At 67.5% G+C, this 12,479-nt stretch carries 13 protein-coding genes; 7 read left to right on the top strand and 6 right to left on the bottom strand.

From position 1 onward, the window contains the following. Positions 1 to 90: 90 nt before the first annotated feature. On the top strand, positions 91 to 1,707 hold the full coding sequence (gene groL, locus P3L18_RS15275) for a chaperonin GroEL (protein WP_014359484.1): 1,617 nt from the start codon (positions 91 to 93) through the stop codon (positions 1,705 to 1,707). Between the two features lie 135 nt (positions 1,708 to 1,842). On the opposite strand, the gene P3L18_RS15270 is transcribed toward groL, so the two are convergent. Further along, positions 1,843 to 2,139 carry a WhiB family transcriptional regulator gene (locus tag P3L18_RS15270; RefSeq protein ID WP_006367568.1) on the bottom strand — a complete coding sequence of 99 codons (297 nt, stop codon included), beginning with the start codon at positions 2,137 to 2,139 and terminating at the stop codon, positions 1,843 to 1,845. A 455-nt stretch (positions 2,140 to 2,594) separates the two neighbouring features. On the opposite strand from P3L18_RS15270, the gene P3L18_RS15265 reads away from it, so the two are divergent. From P3L18_RS15265 to P3L18_RS15255, 3 genes are all read left to right on the top strand, one after another. Continuing rightward, entirely contained in the window at positions 2,595 to 3,467 is an 873-nt protein-coding gene (locus P3L18_RS15265) for a hypothetical protein (RefSeq protein WP_210739049.1), read from the top strand. 132 nt (positions 3,468 to 3,599) lie between these two features. Beyond that, on the top strand, positions 3,600 to 4,190 hold the full coding sequence (locus P3L18_RS15260; protein ID WP_014359485.1) for a sigma-70 family RNA polymerase sigma factor: 591 nt from the start codon (positions 3,600 to 3,602) through the stop codon (positions 4,188 to 4,190). A gap of 13 nt (positions 4,191 to 4,203) precedes the next feature. Beyond that, positions 4,204 to 5,070: an anti-sigma-D factor RsdA gene (locus P3L18_RS15255; RefSeq protein ID WP_276114653.1), complete on the top strand. Its 867-nt coding sequence runs from the start codon at positions 4,204 to 4,206 to the stop codon at positions 5,068 to 5,070. Positions 5,071 to 5,156: 86 nt separating this feature from the next. Here P3L18_RS15255 and P3L18_RS15250 read toward each other — a convergent pair whose 3' ends face one another. Beyond that, positions 5,157 to 5,546, bottom strand: coding sequence for a DUF5319 domain-containing protein (locus P3L18_RS15250; protein WP_014359487.1), 390 nt, complete (start codon positions 5,544 to 5,546; stop codon positions 5,157 to 5,159). A gap of 145 nt (positions 5,547 to 5,691) precedes the next feature. On the opposite strand from P3L18_RS15250, the gene guaB reads away from it, so the two are divergent. From guaB to P3L18_RS15235, 3 genes are all read left to right on the top strand, one after another. Beyond that, the gene (gene guaB / locus P3L18_RS15245) at positions 5,692 to 7,203 is read left to right on the top strand and encodes an IMP dehydrogenase (protein ID WP_006367563.1); all 1,512 of its coding nucleotides are present in this window, start codon (positions 5,692 to 5,694) and stop codon (positions 7,201 to 7,203) included. A 114-nt stretch (positions 7,204 to 7,317) separates the two neighbouring features. Further along, positions 7,318 to 8,460 (top strand): GuaB3 family IMP dehydrogenase-related protein, encoded by a 1,143-nt coding sequence (locus tag P3L18_RS15240; protein ID WP_006367562.1) that lies wholly within the window; start codon positions 7,318 to 7,320, stop codon positions 8,458 to 8,460. Between the two features lie 54 nt (positions 8,461 to 8,514). Continuing rightward, positions 8,515 to 10,281, top strand: a complete 1,767-nt coding sequence (locus tag P3L18_RS15235) for a GMC family oxidoreductase (protein ID WP_276114529.1) — start codon at positions 8,515 to 8,517, stop codon at positions 10,279 to 10,281. Positions 10,282 to 10,365: 84 nt separating this feature from the next. On the opposite strand, the gene P3L18_RS15230 is transcribed toward P3L18_RS15235, so the two are convergent. The 4 genes from P3L18_RS15230 to P3L18_RS15215 form a co-directional block, all read right to left on the bottom strand. After that, entirely contained in the window at positions 10,366 to 10,968 is a 603-nt protein-coding gene (locus P3L18_RS15230) for an energy-coupling factor transporter transmembrane component T (protein WP_276114528.1), read from the bottom strand. Next, positions 10,965 to 11,639, bottom strand: a complete 675-nt coding sequence (locus P3L18_RS15225) for an energy-coupling factor ABC transporter ATP-binding protein (protein WP_014359491.1) — start codon at positions 11,637 to 11,639, stop codon at positions 10,965 to 10,967. The genes P3L18_RS15230 and P3L18_RS15225 overlap by 4 nt, the downstream gene beginning before the upstream one ends. Before the next feature lie 19 nt (positions 11,640 to 11,658). Further along, a complete protein-coding gene (locus tag P3L18_RS15220; RefSeq protein ID WP_276114527.1) occupies positions 11,659 to 12,303 on the bottom strand; it encodes a biotin transporter BioY in 645 nt (214 codons plus the stop codon). Continuing rightward, positions 12,300 to 12,479, bottom strand: a 180-nt coding sequence (locus P3L18_RS15215) for a hypothetical protein (protein ID WP_276114526.1), incomplete at its 5' end; no start/stop codon positions are given. The genes P3L18_RS15220 and P3L18_RS15215, both read right to left, overlap by 4 nt.

Below are 12,479 nucleotides of genomic sequence, written 5' to 3'. Positions count from 1 at the left end.
GCGTAGCGACAAGCCGGCGACGACGAAGAGCGGCGACTTGAGGCGCGAACACCGCGACTCGCGGAGCGATCGCAGAAAGTACAGAAACTCATGTCCAAGCAGATCGAATTCGATGAAAAGGCGCGCCGCGCGCTCGAACGCGGCATCAATCAACTCGCCGACACGGTGAAGGTCACGCTGGGGCCCCGTGGCCGCCACGTGGTGCTCGCCAAGGCTTTCGGCGGGCCGAGCGTCACCAACGACGGTGTCACGATCGCGCGTGACGTCGATCTCGAAGACCCCTTCGAGAATCTGGGTGCGCAGCTGGTCAAGTCGGTTGCCACCAAGACCAACGACGTGGCCGGGGATGGCACCACCACGGCGACGGTTCTCGCGCAGGCGATCGTCTCGGCCGGTCTGCGCAATGTCGCTGCCGGTGCGGGTCCGATGGCGCTCGGCGCAGGCATCGGCAAGGCTGCCGACGCCCTGAGCGCCGAACTGTTGCGGACGGCGACGCCGGTCGAGGGGCAGAAGGCGATCTCGCAGGTGGCGACCGTGTCCTCGCGGGACGCCGAGATCGGCGAGATGGTCGGTAAGGCGATGGAGACCGTCGGCGTCGACGGTGTCGTCACCGTGGAGGAGGGTTCGGGCCTGAGCACCGAACTCGATGTCACCGAGGGTGTCCAGTTCGACAAGGGCTATCTGTCGCCGTACTTCGTGACCGATGCCGACGCACAGGAAGCCGTTCTCGAGGACGCGCTGGTGTTGTTGTACCGCGACAAGATCAGTTCGCTGCCGGATTTCCTGCCGCTGCTGGAGAAGATCGTCAACGCCGGCAAGTCGGTGTTGATCATCGCCGAGGACGTCGAGGGCGAGCCGCTGTCGACGCTCGTGGTCAACTCGATCCGCAAGACGATCAAGGCCGTCGCGGTGAAGGCCCCGTTCTTCGGTGACCGTCGCAAGGCGTTCCTCGAGGATCTCGCCGTGGTCACCGGCGGGACCGTCATCTCCTCCGACATCGGGCTGAGCCTGGCGACCGCCGAGCTGGACCTGCTGGGGTCGGCGCGGCGCGTGGTGGTCACCAAGGACACCACGACGATCGTCGAGGGTGCCGGGACCGCGGACGCGATCGCCGATCGCGCCGCCCAGTTGCGTCGCGAGATCGAGAACAGTGATTCCGACTGGGATCGTGAGAAGCTCGCCGAGCGGCTCGCGAAGCTGTCCGGTGGCATCGCGGTGATCCGGGTCGGGGCGGCCACCGAAACCGCGCTCAAGGAGCGCAAGCACCGCGTCGAGGATGCGGTGGCCGCGGCCAAGGCCGCCGTCGAGGAGGGCATCATCGCCGGTGGCGGTTCGGCCATCGTGCAGGCCGCCAAGGTGCTCGACGCCCTCGCCGACTCGCTGCCCGGCGACGAGGCGCTCGGCGTGCGGGTTGTTCGCGAGGCCGTCAAGGCGCCGCTGTTCTGGATCGCCACCAACGCCGGTGTCGACGGAGCGGTCGTGGTGAATCGCGTCGCCGAGTCCGGTGCGGGGGAGGGGTACAACGCCGCCACCCTCACCTACGGCGATCTCATTGCCGAGGGCATCATCGACCCGGTCAAGGTCACCCGCTCGGCGGTCGTCAATGCCGCGTCGGTGGCCCGGATGGTTCTCACCACCGAGACCGCGGTCACCGACAAGCCCGAGCAGGCCGCCGAGGCCGGTCACGGACACGGGCACGCGCACTGACGGTCGGTCTTCTTCACGACGGTTTCTTCACGACGATGCCGGGGTGGTCACCACAAGGGTGACCACCCCGGCATCGTCATGTGGTGAGAGGGGTGTCGGGGAGGTCGTTGCGCCCCGGTGGTGGTTGGTGCGCGTTCAGCTCGCGATACGGCGTCCGACACCGCGCTTCATCAGCATGCTGCGTTCGGATTCCGACAGCCCGCCCCAGATGCCGTACGGTTCGGCCACCGCGAGTGCGTGCTCGCGGCATTGGGCGATCACCGGGCACTGATGGCACATCTCCTTGGCGCGCCGTTCACGCTGTGCCCGGGCCCGGCCGCGTTCGCCGTCGGGATGAAAGAACATCGACGATTCGACACCACGGCACAGGCCGTGCATCTGCCAATCCCAGACGTCGGCGTTGGGGCCGGGAAGGTGGTTCGGTGCAGGCATGGCAGCATCTCCTTCTGCAAGGGCGTGGACTCGCGTGGACCTTGTGGGCGTCGAGTCGCGACGTGATCCGACGGTGGCGCCGGTCTGGAGTTCATGACGGTCGTTGTCGTGGTCGTTTCCGGCGACGCAAGAGAACAGTAAGCGGGCCTGAGAAACAACGTCAATACCGTCAATCAGCGGGAAATGATCGAAAAGATTCCGCCATTGTTAACGCAGTGTTAGCTAGAGTCCCGGCGTTAGCACAGCCGTGCCGACCGGTGTTGCGGGGGCGTCCGTGGCCTGCGGAGATGCGGTGTGAGCAGTGCGTATTGGCGTATCCGGAAGGAAATGGGAGGGCGTGGAGAAATGGTGCGGCACGAGCGGCCAAGATATTCGATTAACCTGACGGAAACCGTCACGTCATCGACCGTTGATGCCACCGAGATTTTTAACAATTGTGTCGCCGAGTTAAATTCATGCTAACTGGGACGCCGGACGGTGACGCCGGACACGTTTTCGCTGGTGATGAGCGCGTGCGGCGGTGGTGTACGGCAGTCGAGACCGGTGGGCTCGGGTACGGGGCGGCCGCGTTGACCGCGCTGGCGGAGTTGGTGGCCGACGCCCGGCGTGCCGGCGACGGTCCGATGGCGGCACTCGCCACGAGCACCGCGGCGTCGCTGTACCGGCAGTCGGGTCGTCACCGCGACGCGCGTGCCCTGGACTCGCGCGCGCTGGCATACGTCGATGCCGCCGGGTCGTCGCCACGGCACGCTGACTCGAGGTGGACTCGCGCCGCCCTGGCCGACACTCTCGTCAATCTCGCCGCCGACAATCTGGGGTTGCTGCGGTTCGGTGTGTCGCATCGACTCCTCGAACGGGCCGATGTGGTCCTCGGACGGCCGCAGGATCTGGGCGAGGGTCCATGGCTGCCCGACGCCCGGTGCCGGCTTCGATTGCTCTGGGTGCGTGCGGAGTGGGCTCTCTACACCGGCGACGCGAAGCACGCGGTCGAGGTCGCCGAGCGAGCGCAGGCACAGCTCGCCGACCGCGCAGACCATGGAAGCGAGCGCCATCGGATCAAGACCGGGCTGGTCCTCGCGGCTGCGCGCGCCGGCGCCGGGCAGACCGAGCACGCACGACAGGACGCCTCGACGGTGCGTGATCAGGCGGCCGAGGCGGGCCTGCTTCCCCTGTGCTGGGCAGCGTCATCGCTGTTACAAGGACTCGGCGACGCCCCGGATTCGGGACCCGGCGGTCCAGCGCCTTCGACCGGCGCCTCCGTCATCGATCTGCATCGATTGCTGATGGAGCGCGGCATGCCGTTCGTGACGTCGGCGAACGATCGCTAAGGTATTTGGGGTTCGCCGCGCCCGCATGGCAGTCCCCGCGCAGGGCGGCACCGCTGTTCAGGCCGTCATGGCACCGCAACGGACCAGGTGAGGTCCGCCACACACTATGTAACACGGGGATCTCGACTGACGATGAAACTGACGGGTGATGAGCTGGACGCCGCCGTCCGCGCCGCGAGGCAGGGCGATCGCGTGGCTCTCACGTCAGTTCTCGAGAGTGTGCATGAACCCATCCTGCGCTACTGCCGAGGGCGAATCGGAGTCGGAGAGCGCCACTTGTTCTCCGCGGATGACATTGCGCAGGAGGCGTTGATGGCGGTGATGACCGCGCTGCCCCGATATGAGGATCAGGGCAAACCGTTCATGGCCTTCGTCTACGGCATCGCGTCCCACAAGGTCGCCGACGCGATGCGGGTTGCCGGTCGGGTCAAGGCCGATCCGGTGGAGGCGGTTCCCGATGTCACCACGGTCCTCGGCGGGCCCGAGGAGATGGCATTGGACTCCGATGCCAGCCGACGGATGCGACAACTGCTGTCGGTGTTACCCGACAAGCAGCGCGAGATCCTCGTGTTGCGACTGGTGGTCGGGATGTCCGCGGAGGAGACCGCCGACGCGGTCGGCAGCACACCGGGAGCGGTGCGCGTCGCCCAGCATCGAGCGCTGGCAAAACTGAAAGACGAGCTGAGGAAGGCAGGTGGACGACGCAATGAACGACGAGCATGACCGGCGTCGACCCATGCCGGGCCCGCAGCCGTCGGGGGGCGTTCCGGGTTCCGGTGTCGGGCCACATGCACCACGTGGCCACGGCCATTCCGGTGCACCCGACTACAACGATCGACGAGCCGACATCGACCTGCGGCAGGTGCACTTCGATGACGCATTCATCGACGCGCTCTCCCATGACGTGCCCACGCCCACCCGTGACGACACCGAGTATCAGTTGGCCGCATTGCTGTCGGGTTGGCGCCACGAGGTTCTCTCCGAGCCCGCACCGCCGATCCCCGGTGTCGCCGAGGTCGAGCGCGCGATGGCGGCGCGCTCCGGTGCACGTCGCGGTGGCAGGGTGGTGCGCTCGCTGCGCGTCGTCGCCGGTGCGGCGGCGATCGCGGTGGTCGCCGCAGCCGGTCTGACCGTGGTGAGCGAGGGCGCCCAGCCGGGCGACTCGCTGTGGGGTGTCAAGAAGGTCGTGTTCGCACAGGCCGCGTCGGAGACGCAGGCCGCCTACGACGTGCGTTCGGATCTCGAGCAGGCCGAGGCGGCACTCGCCTCCGGTGATGTCACCCAGGCGCAGCAGCTCATCGCGCGGGCGCAGACCAAGATGGGCCCGGTACGCGACTCGCAAACCCGGGATCAGATGAATCAGTGGATCACCCGGCTGCAGTCCGACGAGTCGGGCACACCCGCTGCGCCCACGTCGCAGCGTCCGGGTACCACGGCTCCCGGTGCCAGTGGCACCGAGAGCAGTGCTCCGCAGACCTCGGATCAGACGAGCGTTCCCTCGGAGCCGTCGTCGACGCCGACCACCACACCGACGACCACGCCGACGACCAGTTCACCGCCACCGACGACGGCGACGACCACCACGACCACGCCGGCAGGCTGATCGCCGTCTGCCTGATCGACGTCTGCCTCATTGACGTCTGCGGGGGCCGGCCGACACCACCCGACCGGAACGCCTGAGCGATCAGCTCAGCGTTCGTCGCCGAGGTGGTTGTGCGCGTCGGCGTACCCGCGGCAGTAGTCCCACGTGACGTAGTCGTCGGGGCGGGGGTCGACGGCGGGCTCGTGCGGACGCACGGTGCCGTCGATCAGAAGCTGTAAAAGGTTGGCGCGCAACATATCCCAGTCGTGGTAATGGTCCTCGTGGCAGTCTTCGCACACGACGACGAGGCCACGGACCCCGCGATGGGCCAGGAGTGCCTCGTAGACGGCCAGATCGGCGAGATCCTCTTCGACCGCGACCCGCTCGTTCTCGTCGAGGGGGATGCCGGGCTCCATCGAGTCCAACGCCGACGCGGGATCGCTGGGATCATCGGCGAACGGGTCGGGCGGAAGTCCTGGTGGCAAGTGGTCACGCACACCTCCACCGTAACCGATATCGCGTGACCTGCGCCGCATCGGTTCCACAGTTCGACGGGCCGATACGCGCATGCTCCACAGGGGTCACGGGTGAGCTGAATCGCCGCATTGGGTTGTGGCTCCGGTTGCCCGATACCATGGACCGATGACCCACGTTCGCACCGGTGGAGACGATCCCGGCAAGGTCGCAATGCTCGGCCTCACCTTCGACGACGTCCTGTTGCTACCCGCGGCATCGGATGTGATCCCCAGCGAGGCCGATACGTCCTCGCGGGTGACCAAGAACATCTCCCTGCGGGTGCCCCTGGTGAGTTCGGCGATGGACACCGTCACCGAATCCCGGATGGCCATCGCGATGGCCCGCGCCGGCGGCATGGGCGTATTGCACCGCAATCTGTCGATCGCCGACCAGGCCGCCCAGGTAGAGACGGTCAAGCGCTCCGAGGCCGGCATGGTCACCGACCCGGTCACCTGCTCACCGCACAACACCCTCGCCGAGGTCGATGCGATGTGTGCGCGTTATCGCATCTCCGGGCTGCCCGTGGTCGATGAGAAGGGTGAGCTCGTCGGCATCATCACCAACCGCGACATGCGATTCGAGGTCGATCAGGACCGGCCGGTCGCCGAGGTGATGACCAAGGCCCCATTGATCACCGCCCAGGAAGGGGTCTCCGCGGAGGCCGCCCTGGGTCTGTTGCGGCGCAACAAGGTCGAGAAGCTGCCGATCGTGGACGGCAACGGCAAACTGACCGGGCTGATCACCGTCAAGGACTTCGTCAAGACCGAGCAGCACCCGTTCGCGACCAAGGACTCCGACGGCCGGCTGCTCGTCGGCGCCGCCGTGGGTACCGGTGACACGCAGTGGGATCGGGCCATGGCACTCGCCGACGCGGGTGTCGACGTGATCATCGTCGACACCGCCCACGCCCACAACCGGCTGGTGCTCGACATGGTGTCCAAGGTGAAGTCCGAGGTCGGCGACCGCGTTGAGGTGGTCGGCGGCAACGTCGCCACCCGGGAGGCCGCGCAGGCACTCGTCGACGCCGGCGCCGACGCGGTGAAGGTCGGCGTCGGGCCCGGCTCGATCTGCACCACCCGCGTCGTCGCCGGGGTGGGCGCCCCGCAGATCACCGCGATCCTCGAGGCGGTGACGGTGTGTCAGGCGGCCGGCGTGCCGGTGATCGCCGACGGCGGACTGCAGTACTCCGGCGACATCGCCAAGGCGCTGGCCGCCGGCGCGTCGACGGCGATGCTCGGGTCGTTGCTCGCCGGTACCGCCGAGGCGCCGGGCGATCTGATCCTGGTCAACGGCAAGCAGTTCAAGAGCTACCGCGGCATGGGATCGCTCGGTGCCATGCAGGGCCGCGGGCAGGGCAAGTCCTACTCCAAGGACCGCTACTTCCAGGACGACGTCCTCAAGGAGGAGAAGCTCGTCCCGGAGGGCATCGAGGGTCGGGTCCCGTTCCGGGGTCCGCTGAACCAGGTGATCCATCAGCTCGTCGGCGGCCTGCGTGCAGCGATGGGCTACACCGGTGCCACCACGATCCCGGAACTGCAGAAGGCGCGCTTCGTGCAGATCACCGCGGCCGGACTCAAGGAGTCCCATCCGCACGACATCACCCTGACCGCCGAGGCGCCCAACTACTATTCTCGCTGAGTTCGCCTCGACGACTCCGACCCGCAAGTTCACCGGTCCGCACGTGAGGCGGCCCAGAAGACCCTCGTGGCGTGCGTTGCAACATGACCGTGCGCCGGACAGAAAGGCGCAACGGTGCGTGACCTCGTGGACCTCGGCATGGGCCGGACGGCGCGGCAGACCTTCGAACTCGACGACGTCAGCATCGTTCCGTCGCGGCGGACCCGGTCGTCCAAGGACGTCTCGACCGCATGGCAGATCGATGCCTACCGTTTCGAGGCGCCGATTCTGAGTCACCCGACCGACGCCCTGGTGTCGCCTGCGGTGGCCATCGAACTCGGACGACTCGGCGCTCTCGGTGTCATCAACGGTGAAGGGCTCTGGGCGCGTCATCGCGACGTCGAGGACAAGATCGCCGAGCTGGTCGAGGTGGCAACCACCGACCCCGATCCGCAGGCCGCGGTGCGGCGCCTTCAGGAACTGCATGCGGCACCACTGGATCCCGATCTGCTCGGTGCGGCCGTGGCCACCATCCGCGAGGCCGGGGTGACCACCGCGGTACGTGTCAGCCCCCAGCACGCACCCGAGCTGACCCCGGCCCTGGTGGCCGGTGGTGTGGAGTTGCTGGTGGTGCACGGCACGATCATCTCCGCCGAGCACGTCGTGCAGGGCGCCGAGCATCCGCTCAACCTCAAGACCTTCATCGCCGACCTCGACATCCCCGTCATCGCCGGCGGGGTGCACGATCATCGCACCGCACTGCACCTGATGCGCACCGGCGCCGCCGGCGTCATCGTCGGTTACGGCTCCACCGCGGGTGCCACCACCACCGGCGAGGTCCTGGGTATCGGGGTGCCGATGGCCACCGCGATCGCCGATGCGGCCGCCGCCCGCCGGGACTACCTCGACGAGACCGGCGGACGGTATGTCCACGTCATCGCCGACGGCGACATCCACACCTCCGGCGACCTCGCCAAGGCGATCGCCTGCGGAGCCGACGCGGCGGTGCTCGGCACTCCGCTGGCCGCCGCGGCGCAGGCCCCGGGGCGGGGCTGGTACTGGCCGTCGGCGGCCGCGCATCCCGACACCCCGCGTGGGGCCATGTTGCAGGTGGCCACGCCCGACGGCCGACCGACCCTCGAAGAGATTCTCACCGGCCCGTCCGCCGATCCGTTCGGGGAGTTGAATCTGGTTGGCGCACTTCGTCGTTCGATGGCCAAAGCGGGCTACTCCGATCTCAAGGAGTTCCAGAAGGTCGGGCTGACCATCCACCGCTGAGGGAAAACGAGACCCCCATCACTCAATGTGACAATCGGCGTTAGAATATTCGCCATGGCAGCCCACCATGGTTCACCCGACTTCGACGTGCTCATCATCGGTTCCGGCTTCGGCGGCAGCGTCAGCGCGTTACGCCTGGTCGAGAAGGGGTATCGCGTCGCCGTCGTCGAAGCGGGTCGCCGCTTCGACGACGAGGACTTCGCCAAGACCAGCTGGCGGCTCAACAAGTGGCTCTGGGCACCCAAGCTCGGCCTGTACGGCATTCAGCGCATCCACGCCCTCAAGGACGTGATGATTCTGGCCGGTGCGGGCGTCGGCGGCGGGTCGCTCAATTACGCGAACACCCTGTACAAGCCGCCCACCCCGTTCTTCACCGATCCCCAGTGGAATCACATCACCGACTGGGAGGACGAACTGTCGCCGTACTACGATCAGGCGCGGCGGATGCTCGGGGTGGTCACCAATCCGACGTTCACCGAATCCGACCGCATCATGCGTGAGGTCGCCGACGAGATGGGTGTCGGCGACACCTTCACCTCGACCCCGGTCGGTGTGTTCTTCGGAGAGAAGGTCGGTCTGGCCGGTCGTCCCGGACAGACTGTCCCCGACCCGTACTTCGGCGGGGCCGGACCCGAGCGCACCGCGTGCACCGAATGCGGCGCCTGTATGACCGGGTGCCGGGTCGGCGCCAAGAACACCCTGATGAAGAACTACCTGGGGCTGGCCGAACGCCACGGGGCGACGATCATCGACCGCACGACCGTCGACGGACTGTCCCGGCGCGCCGACGGTACCTGGGAGGTGAGCACGCATGGGTCGTCGTCGTGGGGGCCGCTGGGCCGACGTAGCCGCACCTACACCGCGTCGCAGGTGGTCGTCGCGGCGGGCACCTTCAACACCCAGCGTCTGCTCCACCACGCCAAGGAGCGCACCCTGCCCGCGATCTCGGATGCCATGGGGCGTCTGACCCGCACCAACTCCGAGTCAATCCTCGGCGCCAATGCGGCGAAATACGATCCCCGGCACGACTATTCACACGGTGTCGCGATCACCTCGTCGTTCCATCCGGAGCCGAACACGCACATCGAACCCGTCCGGTACGGCAAGGGCTCCAACGCCATCGCCTATCTGCAGACGCTGCTCACCGACGGTGGCACCCCGGCCCAACGATTCGGACAGTTCCTGCGTGCGGTGGCCCGCAATCCGTTCCTGCTCGCCCGGATTCTGTTGGTGCACAAGTGGAGTCAGCGCACCGTGATCGCGCTGGTGATGCAGAACAACAACAATTCGCTGACGACCTTCGTCCGCAAACGCGGACCCCTGCGCTACATCACCAGCAAGCAGGGCATCGGCGAGCCCAATCCGACCTGGATTCCCAAGGGCAACGAGGCCACCCGCCGGATCGCCGACAAACTCCCGGGCGGGATGGCCGGCGGCACGTGGGGCGACATCGTCAACATGCCGCTGACCGCCCACTATCTCGGTGGGTGCGCCATCTCCGACGATCCGGCCAACGGTGTCATCGACCCCTATCACCGCGTCTGGAACTACCCGACGCTGCACATCACCGACGGTGCGTCGATCTCGGCCAATCTCGGGGTCAATCCGTCGTTGTCGATCTGTGCCCAGGCCGAGCGCGCGATGGCGTTCTGGCCCAACAAGGGTGAGATCGACACCCGGCCGGAACAGGGTGTGGGATACACGCGACTGCAACCGGTGGCACCTAATGCGCCCGTGGTACCCGCGGATGCGCCCGGGGCGCTGCGATTGCCGATCACGCCGGTCGAGCGGGCCGAATTGCCTACGGCGCCGGGAGCGTAGCGAGCGGGCCGGGTGGGTACGGCGCCGGGAGCGTAGCGAGCGGGCCGGGTGGGTACGGCGCCGGGAGCGTGGCGAGTGGCGCGGTCATTCCAGGCCGCGTGCCGAGAGGCTCTCGGCGAATCCGTCTGCGGTGCGCAGGGCGCCGAGCACGATGGGCGCCACCAGGATTCGCGGTCCGGGGCGTAGGCCGCGGGCCCGTCGGGCCTCGTCGACCTGACCGGCGATCTCGACCATCAGGGGGATGGCGCGGATCGTGAGTGCCAGGGCGATCGCGATGAGGTCGGTACGAATCCCGAAGCGCCGCAACGGGTGTAGTGCGCGGGTCAGTGAGTCGAGCATGTCGGTGGTCCGGGTGGTCAGGGTGACCACCGCCGCCAGCAGCACCGACAGCGCCAGGATTCCGCACACGAGCAGGGCGCGCCGCGCGTCGGTGAAGATCCACTGGAAAGCGAAGATGAACACCAGGATCCAGAGGGTGGGCCGGAACTGTCGCCAGGCGGTGACCGGTCCGATCCCGGCCAGCGCGTAGAGCGCCGCCACGGCGAGTGTGGCAATGCCCAGCGCGGGCAGTGAGCGTACGGCCAGGGAGATCGCCAGGATCGCCGCGGCGAGCCCGACCAGCTTGATTCCCGGCGAGAGTCGGTGCAGCGGTGAGTGTCCCGGACGGTAGGTGCCCAGCGGATTCACGTCATCATCTCCCGGTAGTGACGCAGTGCCGGTGTGGGCTCGTCGTCGGCGACGATGCGTCCGTCGTCCATCACCAGTACGCGGTCGAAGTCGGAGACGAGATCGAGGTCGTGACTGACGACGATGAGTTGTTCGGTCAGTCCGGCGAACACCGCGCGCAACATCCGGGCGTTGCGCAGATCCAGCAGGGTGGTCGGTTCGTCGGCGACGATCACCGCGGGTTCGGTGACGAACACCGATGCCAGGGCGAGGAGTTGCTTCTGGCCGCCGGAGAGCCGTCCGGCGGGGGAGTCGGCGTGGTCGGCCAATCCGAACCGGTCGAGGACGGTCCGGGTGCGTTCGGCGCGTTCGGTTCTGCTCAGATCGGTGCGGGTGAGGGAGAGCTCGATGTCCTCGGCGACGGTCGGCATGATGATCTGGCGGTCGGGGTCGGAGAAGATGAAGCCGACCTCGCGTCGGACGCGTCGTTTGTGGCGTCGTGCGTCGATCCCGTTCACGGTCACGGTGCCGTGGTCGGGGATGACGAGCGCGTTGATCATTCGCACCAGGGTCGATTTGCCGCTGCCGTTGGCGCCGACGATCCCGATTCGGCGTTCCGACAGGGTCAGCGACACCTCGCGCAGGACGGTGCGGGCACCGAAGGCGTGGGTGATGTCGCAGAACTCGATCACGATGGCGCTCCGGTCGCGGTCAGTTCGACGGGGAGGCCTCGTGGGTCGGTCGCCGCAGCGGGCCGATCAGACCCGGCCATCCGCGGTGGACCTGGGCGGCGACCAAGGCGGCGACGACGGCCTTGATCGCGTCGCCGAGGATGAACCAGCCGTTCGCGGCGATCGCCGCCCACAGCGTCATGTCGGCGCGGATCATCAGGCCGATGGTGCCGCAGATGTACACCACGAGGATGCCGCCGATGATGTTGATCACGATGCCGGGCAGTACCCGATACCGCGGCACCGTCTGCGATCGGGTACGCGTCCACATCATCAGCGCGGTCAGTACGCCGATGACGATCACTCCCGGCAGGAAGCCGACGAAGAAGCCCGCGGTGGGGGAGCTCAATGCCGTCAAGCCGTTACGGCCACCGGAGAGGATCGGCAGGCCGGCGATCGCGAGCACCATGAAGATGACCACCGACAGCGTGCCCTTCTTGGGGCCGAGGATCGCCCCGGCGAGCATCACGCCGAGTGTCTGGAAGGTGATCGGCACGCCGGCGGTGCCCACGGTGATGGTGCCGGGCAGGCCGAGTGCGGCGATCAGCGCGGCGAACACCGCCGCCTGGGTGATGTCGGCGATGGTCAGTGACCAGGCACTGGGCCGGGTATCAGAAGTAGTCATTGCGAAAGATGAGTATTCCACGACGATCGGGGCGTGCGATCCGCCAGGGCGCGCAGGGTGAACCGCCCGGTGTCCGGCGGTGCCACTAGACTCGCCCCGTGACCGATTCGCAGGGATTCATCGACGGCCCGCGCCCGGTGCTCGTCGTCGACTTCGGTGCCCAGTACGCGCAGTTG

It is taken from the genome of Gordonia sp. N1V (assembly GCF_029269935.1).
In the GTDB taxonomy this organism is placed as follows: Bacteria; Actinomycetota; Actinomycetes; order Mycobacteriales; family Mycobacteriaceae; genus Gordonia; species Gordonia polyisoprenivorans.
The sequence above is the reverse complement of the archived record's forward strand: the minus strand, read 5'-3'. Positions and strand labels throughout refer to the sequence as shown.

Bases quoted from the DNA above. Each gene is read 5' to 3' on its own strand.
- P3L18_RS15220 (WP_276114527.1), bottom strand. From the start codon at position 12,303: ATGACTACTTCTGATACCCGGCCCAGTGCCTGGTCACTGACCATCGCC.
- groL (WP_014359484.1), top strand. From the start codon at position 91: ATGTCCAAGCAGATCGAATTCGATGAAAAGGCGCGCCGCGCGCTCGAA.
- P3L18_RS15265 (WP_210739049.1), top strand. From the start codon at position 2,595: ATGCTAACTGGGACGCCGGACGGTGACGCCGGACACGTTTTCGCTGGT.
- guaB (WP_006367563.1), top strand. From the start codon at position 5,692: ATGACCCACGTTCGCACCGGTGGAGACGATCCCGGCAAGGTCGCAATG.
- P3L18_RS15270 (WP_006367568.1), bottom strand. From the start codon at position 2,139: ATGCCTGCACCGAACCACCTTCCCGGCCCCAACGCCGACGTCTGGGAT.
- P3L18_RS15255 (WP_276114653.1), top strand. From the start codon at position 4,204: ATGCCGGGCCCGCAGCCGTCGGGGGGCGTTCCGGGTTCCGGTGTCGGG.
- P3L18_RS15235 (WP_276114529.1), top strand. From the start codon at position 8,515: ATGGCAGCCCACCATGGTTCACCCGACTTCGACGTGCTCATCATCGGT.
- P3L18_RS15260 (WP_014359485.1), top strand. From the start codon at position 3,600: ATGAAACTGACGGGTGATGAGCTGGACGCCGCCGTCCGCGCCGCGAGG.